This is a genomic window from Dactylosporangium maewongense (assembly GCF_039531485.1).
GTDB lineage: Bacteria > Actinomycetota > Actinomycetes > Mycobacteriales > Micromonosporaceae > Dactylosporangium > Dactylosporangium maewongense.
This window is the reverse complement of record NZ_BAAAQD010000016.1, coordinates 154,086-167,589: the sequence shown is the minus strand read 5'-3', so window position 1 is coordinate 167,589 and position 13,504 is coordinate 154,086. Positions and strand designations below refer to the sequence as shown.

General features: G+C 73.6%; 9 protein-coding genes. All 9 read right to left on the bottom strand.

Translation table 11 applies throughout. The annotated features are described in order from the left end of the window. Positions 1 to 328 precede the first annotated feature (328 nt). The 9 genes from ABD332_RS35225 to ABD332_RS35185 all read right to left on the bottom strand — a co-directional run bounded on the left by ABD332_RS35225 (position 329) and on the right by ABD332_RS35185 (position 13,500). Complete coding sequence (locus tag ABD332_RS35225) at positions 329 to 769, bottom strand: DUF3592 domain-containing protein (RefSeq protein WP_425552339.1); 441 nt, start codon at positions 767 to 769, stop codon at positions 329 to 331. A gap of 162 nt (positions 770 to 931) precedes the next feature. After that, positions 932 to 3,361, bottom strand: coding sequence for a tetratricopeptide repeat protein (locus ABD332_RS35220; RefSeq protein WP_344506935.1), 2,430 nt, complete (start codon positions 3,359 to 3,361; stop codon positions 932 to 934). Between the two features lie 132 nt (positions 3,362 to 3,493). Further along, a complete protein-coding gene (locus ABD332_RS35215) occupies positions 3,494 to 6,085 on the bottom strand; it encodes a helix-turn-helix transcriptional regulator (RefSeq protein ID WP_344506933.1) in 2,592 nt (863 codons plus the stop codon). 4 nt (positions 6,086 to 6,089) lie between these two features. Then, entirely contained in the window at positions 6,090 to 8,210 is a 2,121-nt protein-coding gene (locus ABD332_RS35210; RefSeq protein WP_344506931.1) for an MMPL family transporter, read from the bottom strand. Positions 8,211 to 8,270: 60 nt separating this feature from the next. Then, entirely contained in the window at positions 8,271 to 8,945 is a 675-nt protein-coding gene (locus ABD332_RS35205) for a C40 family peptidase (protein WP_344507253.1), read from the bottom strand. 2 nt (positions 8,946 to 8,947) lie between these two features. After that, complete coding sequence (locus ABD332_RS35200; RefSeq protein WP_344506929.1) at positions 8,948 to 10,009, bottom strand: mandelate racemase/muconate lactonizing enzyme family protein; 1,062 nt, start codon at positions 10,007 to 10,009, stop codon at positions 8,948 to 8,950. After that, the gene (locus ABD332_RS35195; RefSeq protein WP_344506927.1) at positions 10,006 to 10,749 is read right to left on the bottom strand and encodes a serine hydrolase; all 744 of its coding nucleotides are present in this window, start codon (positions 10,747 to 10,749) and stop codon (positions 10,006 to 10,008) included. The genes ABD332_RS35200 and ABD332_RS35195 overlap by 4 nt, the downstream gene beginning before the upstream one ends. Beyond that, positions 10,746 to 12,494, bottom strand: coding sequence for an ABC transporter substrate-binding protein (locus tag ABD332_RS35190; RefSeq protein WP_344506926.1), 1,749 nt, complete (start codon positions 12,492 to 12,494; stop codon positions 10,746 to 10,748). Before ABD332_RS35190 ends, ABD332_RS35195 begins: the two co-directional genes overlap by 4 nt. A 19-nt stretch (positions 12,495 to 12,513) precedes the next feature. Continuing rightward, positions 12,514 to 13,500: an ABC transporter permease gene (locus ABD332_RS35185; protein ID WP_344506924.1), complete on the bottom strand. Its 987-nt coding sequence runs from the start codon at positions 13,498 to 13,500 to the stop codon at positions 12,514 to 12,516. Positions 13,501 to 13,504: the final 4 nt, after the last annotated feature.

Here is a 13,504-nt window from a genome sequence, read left to right as displayed (position 1 = left end):
TTCGACGTAGTCGAACTCGGCGTAGCCGACGCCGAGTCGACGCGTACCCGTACGTTGCCGGTCAGCCCGCGCCGGGCCAGGCCCAGGACCCGCACGTCGACGTCGTTGTCCTCGCCGCCGACGACCCCATCGGGGAATGCGCATATGAACCTCACCTTGGCGGAGGTGGGAAACCGGCCCAGGCCGGACCAGTCACTTGGGAGCGCTCCTAAGTTGTCCGATGATTGTCCGGTACCCACATCACCGTCGACCGTTTCGAAACCCCCGCCAACGATCGGCACGAACGTCCCGGGCAGCGCCGAACTTGCACCTGCCGGTCGATCGGGTCTCACGCCCGCCGGCGCCCACGAAACAGGGTTGAGGGAAGCGCCGTGGCGACCCAGATGCCGAGGCCGCCGACCAGTGTCATGAAGCCGGCCGGTAGCAGAAGGTAGCGGGTGGCGAGGTTCGAGTCGTCGGTGTTGCCGTCGCTGGTCACGAACTCGTCGGGATGCTGCGGGTCGACCCAGATCCGCAGCATCGGACCAGGCGGTTCGGCGCACCCGCCGCTGCCGCCGCATCGCGTCTGGGCCGAATACCGCACGCCGTTGTAGGTGTACGCCAGCCTTATGTAGTCAGCGGCCGCCGTGCTGCGCTGCTGTGTGGACCAGCCGGTGACCGAGGCGTCGACTGGCACTCCGGTGGCGCGTAGCCGTTCGGCCTTGTCGTGGTTCCACGACAAGAGGACCGGCGTCCCGGCAGCGAGCGCCAATCCCGCAATGAGCAACACGACAGCGAGCGCCAGCAGTCCCCGGTCCGGCCGTCTCCGTTGATCGCCTCGGCCGTTCACCACGGGACAGACTGCCACAGCACAGGGCCGCGAACAACGCCATGATCGACCTCCTGCCGAAGGGCGGTCGCCGCCGGGGTGGAGGTGGTGGGCACCGGCGGGTCAGCCGGTGCCCACCGGTTCGTGCTGGGCGTCCAGTCCGCCCGCCGCGCCCCGGGCCCACGCCCGGGCGACGCGCTCGTCGCCCAGGTGCCGCCGGACCACGGCGAGGTCACGCGCCTGGCAGGCCCGCTCCACCGGGTCCATGAGCACGCGTGACACCGCGGAGATCGCGCCGAAGAGGCCGGCCGCGCGTTCCAGGTCGTGTTCCACGATCGCCACGCCCGCCAGGCCGGCGAGCGAGCGCACGACCCCGTCACGGTCGGCCTCCGCACGGTTGAGGGCCAGGCAGCGTCCGAAGCACTCCCTGGCGCGTTGCAGGTCGCCGGCGGCGAGCGCGGCCCGGCCGAGGTGGGCGACCGCGGTCGACACGCCCCACGTGCTGCCGAGCTCGCCGAAGAGCTCCAGCGCCCGCGCGAAGCGCTCCTCGGCCGCCGCGTGGTCGCCCTGGACCAGGCCGGCGAGGCCGAGGTGGTCGAGGGTGATGACGGCGCCCCACGCGTGGCCGAGACGGCCGAAGATGGTGTGCGCCGCCTCGAACAGCGCCTCCGCGCCGGCCGGGTCGTCGAGCGCGAGCCGGCCCTCGCCCAGATGGTCCAGCGACCAGGCGATGCCCTCGTCGTCGCCGAGCCCGCGGTACAGCTCCAGGCTCTCCTCGAACAGGGTGAGCGCCTGCCGGCCGGAGCCGGACGCCTGCAGCATCACGCCGACGCCGTGCAGCGCCTCCGCGATCCCACGCGGGTCGCCGAGCCGCCGGCACAGGTTGAGGCTCTCGCCGAAGCAGGCGCGGGCCAGGAGGTGGTCGCCGCGGTCGACGGCGATCCAGCCGGCGCCGTAGAGCACGCGCGCGCGGACCGCCGGGTCGTGCTCGCCGGTCAGGTGCAGCGCCAGGGTCGTCCACCGGCCCGCCTCGGTGTGGTGCGAGCGGATGTGCCAGAACTTCCACAGCGCCGCCACGAGCCGCAGCCCGCCCTCGGCGTCGTCGCTCTGCACGTGCCACTCCAGGGCGGCGCGCAGGTTGTTGTGCTCGGCGTCCAGGCGGCTCAGCCACTGTTCCTGCGCGGCGCCGCCGAGCTGCCCGTACGCGATCTCGGCCAGGTCGAGGAAGTAGCGGGCGTGCGCGGCGCGGATCCGGTCCTCCTCGCCGGACGCGGCGAGCCGCTCCAGGGCGTACTCGCGGATCATGTCGAAGAAGACGGCGTAGCGCTCGCCGTCGCCGCGGACCTCCTGCCGGACGAGGTTCTTGTCGGCGAGGCCGGTCAGCCCGTGCAGGATCGCCCCGGGCCGCTCGCCGTCGAGGCCGGCGACCTGTTCGGCGCTGGCGACGGTGCAGCCGCCGGTGAAGACCGCCAGCCGTGCGAAGAGCCGCTGCTCTGCCGGGTCGAGCAGGTCGTAGCTCCAGTCGATGGTCCGCCGCAGCGTCTGCTGCCGCTCCGGCAGGTCCCGCGGCCCGTCGGTGAGCAGTGCGAGGCGGTCGGAGAGGCGGGACAGGATCGCCGGCGGGCTCAGCAGCGTGATCCGCGCCGCGACCAGCTCGATCGCCAGGGGCAGCCCGTCGACGCCGGCGCAGATCGCGGCGACGTCGGCGGCGTTGGCGTCGGTGAGGGCGAAGTGCGGGTCGACGGCGTGGGCGCGTTCGACGAACAGCTCGACGGCGGCGGCGCGGGCGGCCGTCTCCGCGGTCAGCGCCGGCCCGTCGTCCGCCAGCCGCAGCGGCGGCACGGGAAACAGCCGCTCGCCCCGCAGGTGCAGCGGCGCCCGGCTGGTGGCGAGGACCCGCAGCTGCGGGCCGGCCGACAGCATCTCCGCGACCAGCCGCGCCGCGCCCGGCAGGTGCTCGCAGTCGTCGAGCAGGAGCAGCAGCCGCCGGGTCCGCAGGTGGTCCAGCAGCGCCATGCCCAGCGGCGTGCCGGGCACCTCACGGACGCCGAGGGCGGTGGCGATGCTCGGCACCAGCAGCGCCTCGTCGCCGAGCGGGGCGAGCGCCACGAAGTGCACGCCGTCGGGGAACAGCGGGCGGACCTCCGCCGCGACCTCGACGCTGAGCCGGCTCTTGCCGATCCCGGGCGGGCCGACGAGCGTCAGCATCCGGCTGTCCTGCCGCAGCAGCTCGGTGCGCACCGCGGCCTGCTCGTGGCCGCGGCCGATGAGGCGGGTCGGCGGCGTCGGCAGGTTGGTGGGGGAGTCGCGGTCGTCGACCCAGTCGGCCTGGCGGCGGGCCAGCCCGATGAACGCGCCCTGCCGCTCGGGCGCGATGTGCAGGCACTTCGCGAGCCGCTCGGCCAGCTCGCGCGACGGCCGGCGCTCGTCGGTCTCCACCTTGCGGATGGTGATGACCGAGTAGCCGACCTGGCTGGCGAGGTCCTGCTGGGTCAGGTCGAGCGCGCGCCGCCGGGTCTTCACGAGCTGCCCGAACGTCGCGTCGACGGTCACCGTCCGCCCCCAGATGTCATCGTTTCGTCGCCGCGCGGCCGGCCCGCACGATGGCGCGGTCAGGCAGCACGACGAAACATGCTCGGCACACAGTGGCTGGGCGGTATGCGCAGCGTCATGAGTGGCGGCCACTCAGATTCGTGGCGGCGCACCACTCAGTTCGTTGCGGCCGTGCAGGCCGAGCTTGAGATAGACGCGGGCCAGGTGGTTCTCGACCGTGCGGAACGACAGCGTCAGCCGCTCCGCGATGTCCCGGTTGCTGAACCCGGCGGCGGCCAGGGAGGCGATCTCCCGCTCCCGCGGGGTGAGCCGGTGCTCGGCGTCGACCGCGGCCAGCAGCGGGGTGCGCAGCCCCGGGCAGCGTGCCGTGCAGGCGGCGACGGCGGCGGCGAGCCGGTTGACGTCCCGGACGGAGCCCTTCACCGCCCACGCGGCCGCCGCCGCGTCCGCCGCATACACGGTGAACCCGAGCTCGTCGAAGCGTCGGGCCGCCGCCTCCAGCCCGGGGCCGTCGCCGCCGGCCATCGCCCGCACGAACGCCGCGACGGCCTCGCCGAGCGGCCACCCGGGTGGGACGTCGCCGAGGATCGCCGCGGCCTGCCGGGCGCCGCCGAGCCTGGCCAGGTCGTTGCAGAGCACGACGCCGGGCAGCAGCGCGCCCCGGTCCCACCAGTGCCTGGCCCGCGCCGCGAGCCGGTGCCGGGCCCGTTCCGGGTCGCCGGTCAGCGTCTCGTGCCAGGCGAGCGCCCGGTCGATCTCGTAGTGGTACAGCTGCACCTGCCGCTGCTCGGGCCGGGTCGCGGCCAGCTCCGCCGCGATCGTCGCCGCCCGGGCCGGGTCGCCCTCGTGGACGGCGACGAGCAGCCCGATGGCGAGCACCCAGCCGAGCCCGATCGGCGAGCTGACCTGCCGGAAGTAGGCGGCGGCCTCGATCGCGTGGCCGCGGGCGGCCTCGAGGTCACCGGCTGGCAGCTCCAGGCTCGCCAGGCCAGCCGTGATCCAGGCGAGGCCGTGCGCGTCGCCCTTGCCCGCGGCGGTCCGCAGGACCGTCTCGCCGAAGCGCCGGGCGTCGGCGACGTGGCCGGCGTCGGTCGTCACCCGCACGCACAGCCCGGCGAGACCGGGCAGGACGCCGATGTCCTGGTGCGCGCGCTCGGCACTGGTCGCGAGCCGGTGCGCGCGGCGGGCCAGGCGGATCGCCTCCGGGAACCGGCCGGCCAGCATGTACGCCAGACCCCCGGCCGCCGACGCCTGCAGGGTGAGGGCACCGTCAGCGCCGAGGACCGGCTCCAGCAGGGCCAGTGCGTCGTCCGGGGCGCCCGACGCGGCGAGCAGCATGCTGCGCTGCGTGGTGAGCGCCGCCCGCCACTGCGGGTCGGTGACCACCGTCCCGGCCCGCTCCAGGGTGGCGAGGGCCTCGTCGAGCCGGCCGGCGCCCCACCCGAGGTAGAACGCCCGGGCGAGCGCGGCGCCGGCCCGGTCCTCGTCGGTGTCGGCGGTCGCGGCGATCCGGTCGAGGACCGCGTAGCCGTCGCCGGACCGCCCCGCGTCGAACTGCGCCGCCGCCAGCAGCAGCCCCGCCTCCGCCGCGCCGGTCGCCTGCCACGCGTGCCTGGCCAGGCGTTCCCGGACGGCGACCCGGGCCCGCAGCAGGGTGGCGAGGCGGGCCGCCTCGGTCATCCATGCCGCGTTGACCGGCCCGCCGCCGGTGAGCCGCCACACCGCCCAGCGCAGCAGGTCCTCGCGGCGCCGCGCGCCGGTGCGCTCCCACAGGTCGGCGAGGGTGCGGCTGTGCCGCAGGCGGACCGACACGGGCAGGGTCGTGCGCAGGATCTCCCCGTACAGCGGGTGCGCGAGCGCGGCGTGCGTGCGCCGGCCGTCCTGCCGGACAGTGATCAGCCCGCGCCGTTCGAGCCCTTCGACGGCGTCGTGGTCGCTCAGCCCGTACACCTGCGAAAGACCGAGCTGTCCGGCGATCGCCAGCAGCTCCAGGGCCAGCCGCTCCTGCCGGCTCGTGCTGCGCAGCCGGGCGTTGAGCAGGTCCGTCAGCCGCGGCGACGCGGCCGGCAGCTGCCGCAGGTGCCACAGGCCGTCGACGACGGCGAGCGCGCCCGACTCCACCGCGTCGGTCAGCAGCTCGTGCACGTACAGCGGGTTGCCCGCCGACAGCCGCTGCACGTGCGCGACGGTGATGCTGGAGACCGGCCCGTCGAGGACGGCGGCGACCAGCTCGGCGACGCCCGCCGCGGTCAGCGGGCCGAGGTCGACGCGCTCCAGCCGCCCGGTGCGCATGAGCGCGGTGACGAACGCGGGCAGCTCGACGCCGGCCCGGACGGTGGCGACGACGTCCAGGAGACCGTTGGCGACGATCTGGTGCACCGCGGCCGCCGACATCGGGTCGAGCAGGTCGACGTCGTCGACGAACAGCAGCCCCCGCCCGTGCCCGGGGACCAGCGCCCGCAGCACGGCCGCGACGTCCTTCGGCGGCTGCGCCGGCAGCAGCGGGCCGAGCGCGCCGAGCGGCAGCTCCCGCGCCGCCTCCGACGCGTGCACCCGCATGGCGTGGTGCCCCTGCCGGCCGGCGGCGGTGACGACCTCGTCGGCGAGCCGGCTCTTGCCGATGCCCGCCGGGCCGATGAGCAGCGCCCCGCCGGGCTCCACGCCGGTGATCGTGCGTTCGACGACGGCCCGCTCCGGGTCGCGGGCCACGAACGGCCGGCGCATCGTCCTACCTCCCGCTTGTCACGTCCCTGTGAGGCAAGCTCCCCCGTGAGCGAAGTGTGCCACCCGGCTTCAAGCCCGGCCGCCACCAGTTCGCGGTGCCGAGCAGCGACATGGTGGCGGGCAGCAGCAGCCCGCGGACCACGGTGACGTCCAGCAGCACGGCGACGGTCATGCCGACGCCGATCTCCTTCACCGCGATCAGGTCGCCGAGCGCGAAGCCGAGGAAGACGATGCCGATCGCCAGGGCGGCCGTGGTGACGACGGGACCGGTCGCGGTGATCCCGGCGAGCACCGCCCGGTCGTTCGCGGCCCGGTCGTCGCCAGTGCGGGCGTCCCACTCCTCCTTGATGCGGGCGAGGAGGAACACCTCGTAGTCCATCGACAGGCCGAAGATGAACACGAACAGCAGCAGCGGCGTGGTGATGTCCAGCGCGCCCCACGGCTCGAACCCGAGCAGCGCCGACCCCCAGCCCCACTGGAAGACGGCGACGAGCGCGCCGAGGGTGGCGACGAGCGTGAGGACGTTCATGCACAGCGCCTTCACCGGCACCACGACCGAGCGGGTGAGCGCGAAGAGCAGGATCGCGGTGGCGACGACGATGACCGCGATCGCGATCGGCAGCCTGGACCGGGTCGACTCGCGCGCGTCGATGAGCTCGGCGGCGGGGCCGGCCACGAGCACCGGCACCTGCGCGTCGATGGCGCGCACCTGGCCGACGAGGCGCTCGCCGGACCCGGCCGGGTGCAGGTCGACCACGGTGACGCCGGCGGGCAGGCCGGTGCGCAGGTCGAGCTCGGCCTCGCCGGTCAGGGCGCGGATCCGCTCCAGCACCGGCACCACCGGCGCGTCGCCGGCGCCGCCCTCGATGAGGACGGTGACCGGCTGGGTCGTCCACTTGGCGAAGTCGCGCTCGACCGCCTCGTATGCGAGCCGCTCCTCGCTCTTCGTGGGCAGCGACCGGGCGTCGGAGTTGGCGAGGGTGAGGTGCAGCAGGGGCAGGCTCAGCAGGACCAGCCCGGCGGTCACGCCGAGCGCCACGGCCGCGGGGCGTCGCTGCGCGGATGCGGCGAGCCGCGCCAGGACTCCGGGTCGCTGTTTCCGCGTCGGTACCGCCAATGCCGGGATCCTCCGGTGCGCGACCGCGATCAGGGCCGGGACCAGCGTGAGGCCGGCGGCGGTGGCGAGACAGACGACGAGCGCGCCGCCGAGCGCCATCGCGGCGAGCAGCGGCTCCGCGAACGCGAACAGCCCGGCGAGCGCGGCGCCCACGGCGAGCCCGGAGACGAGCACGGCCCGCCCGGCGGTCGCGACGGTCGTGGCGAGAAGGTCCGGCAGCGCCGCCTTGCGGTTCGCGGCGCGCTCCTCCCGGAACCTGGTGAGGACCAGCAGGCTGTAGTCGACGGCGAGGCCGAGCCCGAGGAGGGTGACGACGTTGACCGCGTACTCGCTGACCGGCACCGCGCCGGCGAGCCCGGCCAGCGCGAGCAGCGTCGCGGCGACCGTGCCGAGCGCGGCGACCAGCGGCAGGCTGCCCGCCACGATCCCGCGGAGGACGACGGCGAGGACCCCGTACAGCACGACGAGCGCGACCCCTTCCCCGATCGCGGCGTCCTTGACGGCCTGCTCGCCGAATGTCCGCTCGGCGAGCAGCTCCCCGCCGACGAGCACCCGCGGCGCGTCGATGCGGCGCAGCGCGGCCTTGACCTTGTCCGCGACGGCGAGTGCCTCCTCGTCGCTCAGGCTGGGCTTCAGTTCGACGGTGACGAGTGAGCTCTGATTGTCGCTCGACACCTGGCCGGACCCGGCGGTGTAGGCGTCGGTGACCTTCGCGACCCCGGGGATGGCCCGGATGTCGAACATGACCCGGCTGGCGTTGTCGACGAGCGCGGTCGCGTTGAAGTCGCGCCCCGAGATGACCGCGACGACCCGCTCACCCTCCGGCGCGAGCCGGTCGATGCGCTCCCGCGCGACCGACGACTCGACGTCGGGGCGCAGCCCGTCCACCGACTGGGTCCGGTCGTAGACCGTGCCCCCGAACACCGCACCGGCCAGGGCGATCACGGCCCAGACGGCGAGGACGAGCATCCGGTGGTCGGCGGTCCACCGGCCGAGCAGTGCGAGCACCGCAGCCTCCTTGCGCTGCCGACATCCAACATCGACATCGACCGAACCGCAATAGGCGGATCACACGCGGTGCGCGCCGGCCAGGGTCTCGGCCCGCTCCGGTGGCATCGGCTCCTCGACGACCGCGTGCCGTCCCTGCGACGCGTGGATCAGGTGGCCGGGCGTCACCACGATGCCGACGTGGTGGGCAAGGCGGCCGGGGCGGGCGAAGAAGTACAGGTCGCCGGGGCGCTCCTCGCCGGCCGGCACCGCGACCGTGGCGGCCTGCTGCTGGTGGGCGTCGCGGGGGAGGCTGACGCCGAGGCGCCGCCAGACGAGGTGGACGAGACCGGAGCAGTCGATGCCGTGCGTCGACAGGCCGCCCCACACGTAGGTGACGCCCAGCAGGCGCCGGGCCTCGGCCAGGACGTCCTCGCCGGTCGGGGGCTTCGCCGCCGGTGCGGGGGCCTGGTCGTCCGGGGCGGGTGCGGTGGTCAGGTGGGCGGTGCGGATCCAGCCGGGGTAGTCGTGCTGGCCGGGGAGCGTCACCCTGGACCAGCCGTCGGGGCGGCTCTCCTCGACGACGACCCGGTCGCCGAGGAGGGCCTGGGTCACGACGTCGCTGCTGGTCTGCTCGTCGGGGGTCATCGCCGCGACCCAGGCGGCGAGGTCGGGCTCGTCGCGCAGGGCAGGTGCGTCGCAGGGGCGGGTCTTCGATGGCTCGGCCCACAGGGTGGCGACCGGCACGCGGATCACGTTCAACGCTGCTCCAAGGACAGGCCGAGGCCGGGGGCGTCGGGGAGGTGGACGCGGTCCCGCTCGTAGACGGGGCCGCCCTGGACGGGGGAGGACGACAGCCACCAGGCGGCGTCGAGGTCGGAGACGGCAGTGGTGCCGTAGGCGGCGACGAGGCTCGCGGCCGCGCCGACGCCGACCTGGGTCTCCATCATCGAGCCGACCAGGGTGCCCATGTCGTGGGCGGCGGCGAGGTCGAGCAGGGTGCGGGCGGGGCCGATGCCGCCGCACTTCGCGAGCTTCACGTTGACGAGGTCGGCGGCGCGGCGGCGGATCACCTCGACGAGGTCGCGGACGCCGAACACGGCCTCGTCGGCGAGGATCGGCACGCCGACGCGGTCACTGACCCAGGCGAGCCCGTCGAGGTCGTGCCGGGAGACGGGCTGCTCGACGAGCTCGACGTCGAGGCCGGCGTCCTCGATGCCGCGGATGACGGTGACGGCCTCGCGCGGGGTCCAGCCCTGGTTGGCGTCCAGGCGCAGCACCACGTCCGGACCGACCGCCTCGCGCAGCTCCCGGACGCGCGCGAGGTCCCCGCCGACGCCGACCTTGACCTTCAGCACATGGAAGCCTTCGGCGACCCGGGCGTGGGCGGCGTCCACCAACGAACCGGCGGAGAGGGTGACGTCGGTCGGCACCGACGTGGCGGTGCCCCCGAGGAACCGGACGAGGGGAAGGCCGAGGCGGCGCGCGGCGAGGTCGTGCAGGGCGACGTCGACGGCAGCCTTGGCGCCCTCGTTGCGCTGGGCCGCCCGCTGCACGAGCCGCGTGTTGCCGGTCAGGTCGTCGGCGTCGCGACCGGTGATCAGCGGGCCCAGCAGCTGCTGGACGCAGGCCTCGGCCCCGGCGACGGACCCGCCGGTCACCTGCCACACCTGCGGCGCCTCGCCGTAGCCGCTGCACCCGTCGCCGTCGACGACCTCGACGATCAGCGACTCGGCGGCGGTGGCGCGGCGCAGCGCGGTGACGAACGGCGTGTGGAACGGCGCCGACACCCGGTGCGTGCGCACCTCCTTGATCGTCACTGGCGCTCCTCCCAGGCGGTTCTCGACACGTGGGCGATGACGGCCGCGGCGTCGGGCACGCCGGTCGTGCAGACGGCGACCACGTAGGGCGGCGCGTCGGGCGGCAGCACCACGCCCGCGCTGTGCCGCACCCCGTCGACCCAGCCGCTCTTGTACGCGACCCGGACCCCCGCGGGCACCCCGAGCGCGAGATCCTCCCGGAGCTCCTGCCCGGCGAGCACGTCGAGCATCTCAGCGCACGCCGCGGGTGAGGCGACGGTCCCGGCGAGGAGCCCACCGAACAGCAGGGCGAGGTCGGCCGCCGTGACCGTGTTGGTGATCCCGGCCGCCTCGGCGGCGGCGTCCTCGATGCCGCGGCCGGTGACGCTGCGGGTCGCGCCCGCCACCCGCCACGCCTCGGCGACGGCGGGCAGGCCGACGAGGGCGAGGAGGAGATTGGTCGCGAGGTTGCCGGACCGCACGATCATGCGGCGGGCCAGCCAGCGGGCCGGCGCCGCGCTGCCGAGGCGGTCCCAGACGTCGTGCTCGTTGTCGTAGCCGGGGTCGCAGCTGTACGAGGAGCCGGTCGCCGACGTGAAGGTGTTGGCGACCGGCACCGGCCCGTCGAGGTCGAGGGTGCCGGCGTCCGCCGCCCGGTGGAGGGCGACGAACACCGGCACCTTCATCATGCTGGCCGCGTAGTGGGGCACGTCCGCCAAGCGTGCCTCACCGGCCAGCGCCACCGACACAAGTCCCGTCACTGCTTCACGTAGGCGTTGGTGACCGCGACGCTGCCCCAGATCGAGTCGATGAACAGGCCGCCGACCTTGGAGCCGTGGAGGGTGAACATGACGTCGACGTACAGGGGCACGACCGGCGCGTGCTCCAGCATGATCTTCTCGTCGAGCTTGCCCCACTCGGCGCCCTGCTCACCGACAGGCATCGCCAGGATGCGGTCGAACTCGGCGTTGAGCGCGGGCGCGTTGAGGTAGGACGCGCCGTTGTTGCTGCCGCCGTCCTTGATGGCGCGGCCGTCGTAGAGCACCGGCAGGATCGACGCGCCGCTGGGCCAGTCAGCGCCCCACGAGCCGATGTACAGGTCCCACGGGTTGTCCTTCTTCTTGGTCTCGTCGAGGAACGTGTCGGCGGCGATCGGCTTCAGCGTGATCTTGAAGCCGGCCTTCTCCAGGTTGCTCTTCAGGGTGGTGCTGAGCTCCTGGTTGCGGGAGTCGTCGGGGAAGCCCAGGACCAGCTCGACGCTCTTGCCGCCGAGCAGCTCCTTCGCCTTCTCCGGGTTGCCGCTCTTGCCGGCCGGGTAGGCCTCGTAGTTCTTCCAGCCGATCGTCGCCGGCGGCATGAGCGTGGTGACGGCCCGCGCGACGGTGTCGCCGCCGAGGGTCTTGACGATGCCGTCGCGGTCGATGACGGTGTTGAGCGCCTGGCGGACCTTCAGGTCGGTGACCCGGTTGTTGTTGATGGTCAGCGTGTACTCGCTGGGCGTCGGCTCCTGCAGGGTGCGGGCCTTCAGCGCGGGGTCGCCGACCACCTTGGACACCAGCGAGGCGTCGACACCGTTGAACGACACGGCGGCCGCGTCGGCGCCGCTGTCGGCGATGATGCGGTTGGTCTGGGTGACGATGTTGGCGCCGAACTCGTAGACGTAGCTGTCCGGGTACTGGTGGCGCATCGCGTCGGTCGCCGGGTCCCAGAACGTGTTGCGCTCGAACGTGAGCCGGGTGCCGGCCTCGTTCTTCGTCAGCTTGTAGGGGCCGGAGGAGAACGGCTGCTTGTCGTAGTCGGTGCCGGTGTCCTTGGCCGGCGGCACGGGCGCGGTCGCCGGCAGCGACGCCGCGAACGGCAGGTCGCAGTGCGGCTTGGCGAAGGTGAGCCGCAGCGTCTTGGGGTCCGGGGTGGTGAGGCCGGGCGGCAGCGCCGTCTTGTCGGCGGCGAAGTTGAACTTCGTGTCGAACTGGGGGGAGTCGGCGAGCCACTCCTGGATGTAGGTCGGGCCACCGGTCAGCGCGAGGTCGAAGGAGCGGGCGATGCCGTAGGCGATCTCCTTGGACGTGATGGCGCTGCCGTCCTCGAACTTCACCCCGTCCTTGATCTTGAACTCCCAGGTCTTGCAGTTCTTGTCGACGTCGGTGCCGGGCGTCTCGGCCAGGTCGCCGACGAGGACGACCTTGCCCTTGCCGTCGTCCTTGTACGTGGTGAGCCGCCGCGCGTAGAGCTGCGACGCGGTGAGGCCGACGAAGGAGTACACGCGCTGCGGGTCGAGGTGGGAGACCTTGCTCTGCCGCAGGACGGTGACGGTGCCGCCCTTGCCGGCGCCGGGGATCTCCGCCGCCGGGCCCTTGGAGTCCTTCGGGTCGGTGGCGATCGAGCCGCTCGCCTGCCGGTCGGTGTCGGGCTGGGCGTCGTCGTCGGTCCGCTTGTTGTTGCTGCACGCGCCGAGCCCGGCGATGAGCGTGAGCAGTACCAACGCTGTCAAAGGTTTGCGTGGCATGGTGGCCTCCCTGGTCGTTTCACCGCAACCGGACCCGTGGGTCGATGAAGGTGTAGAGCACGTCGACGACGACGTTGGCGACGACGATGAACGCCGCCGCGAGCAGGACGGTGCCCATGATCGTCGGCAGGTCGCCGTCCTTGACCGCGTCGATCGCGGTGCGTCCGAGCCCGCGGAGCCCGAACGTGGTCTCGGTGATCACCGTGCCGCCGAGCGCGGCGCCGATCTCGACGCCGGCGGTGGTGACCAGCGGCGTGATCGCGGCCCGCAGCGCGTGGCGGCGGATGACGGTGCGGGACGGCAGGCCCTTGGCGTGCGCGGTGCGGACGTAGTCCTCCGACAGCGTCTCCAGCATCTGTGCGCGCGACAGCCGGGCGTAGACGGCGGAGAACAGGAACGCCAGGGCGCACCACGGCAGGATCAGCGCCGTCGCCCAGTCCCACGGGTTGTCCAGGATCGGCGTGTACCGCGGATACGGCAGGATCTTCAGCGTGTAGACGAAGACGAGCAGCAGGACCCCGCCGACGAAGTACAGCTGCAGCGAGGCGCCGGTCAGTGACACGCCGATGGCGAGCCGGTCGAACACGGTGCCGAGGCGCAGCGCCGACAGCATGCCTAGGCCGATGCCGACGGCGAGCCACAGCACCGACGCGGGGACCACGATGCTGAGCGTCACCGGGATGACCCGCACGATCGTCTCGGTCACCGGCTCGCTGTTGACGTACGAGTACCCGAGGCATGGCGCGTCGCAGTAGCCGCCCTGCGCGGCGCCCAGGTCCCGGCCGGCGAAGATCCCCTTCACGTAGTGCAGGTACTGCACGTACTTGGGGTCGTTGAGCCCGAGCTCGTCGCGGACGCGCTCGAGGCGGGCCGCGTCGCAGTTCTTCGGGCACATCGCGGTCGCCGGGTCGCGGGGGAGCGCGAAGAACATCAGGAACGTCAGCACGCTCACCGCGAACAGCGTGAGCACCGCCAGCAGGATCCGCCGGATCAGGAAGTTGAGCATCGCG

Bases quoted from the DNA above. Each gene is read 5' to 3' on its own strand.
- ABD332_RS35215 (WP_344506933.1), bottom strand. From the start codon at position 6,085: ATGCGCCGGCCGTTCGTGGCCCGCGACCCGGAGCGGGCCGTCGTCGAA.
- ABD332_RS35190 (WP_344506926.1), bottom strand. From the start codon at position 12,494: ATGCCACGCAAACCTTTGACAGCGTTGGTACTGCTCACGCTCATCGCC.
- ABD332_RS35185 (WP_344506924.1), bottom strand. From the start codon at position 13,500: ATGCTCAACTTCCTGATCCGGCGGATCCTGCTGGCGGTGCTCACGCTG.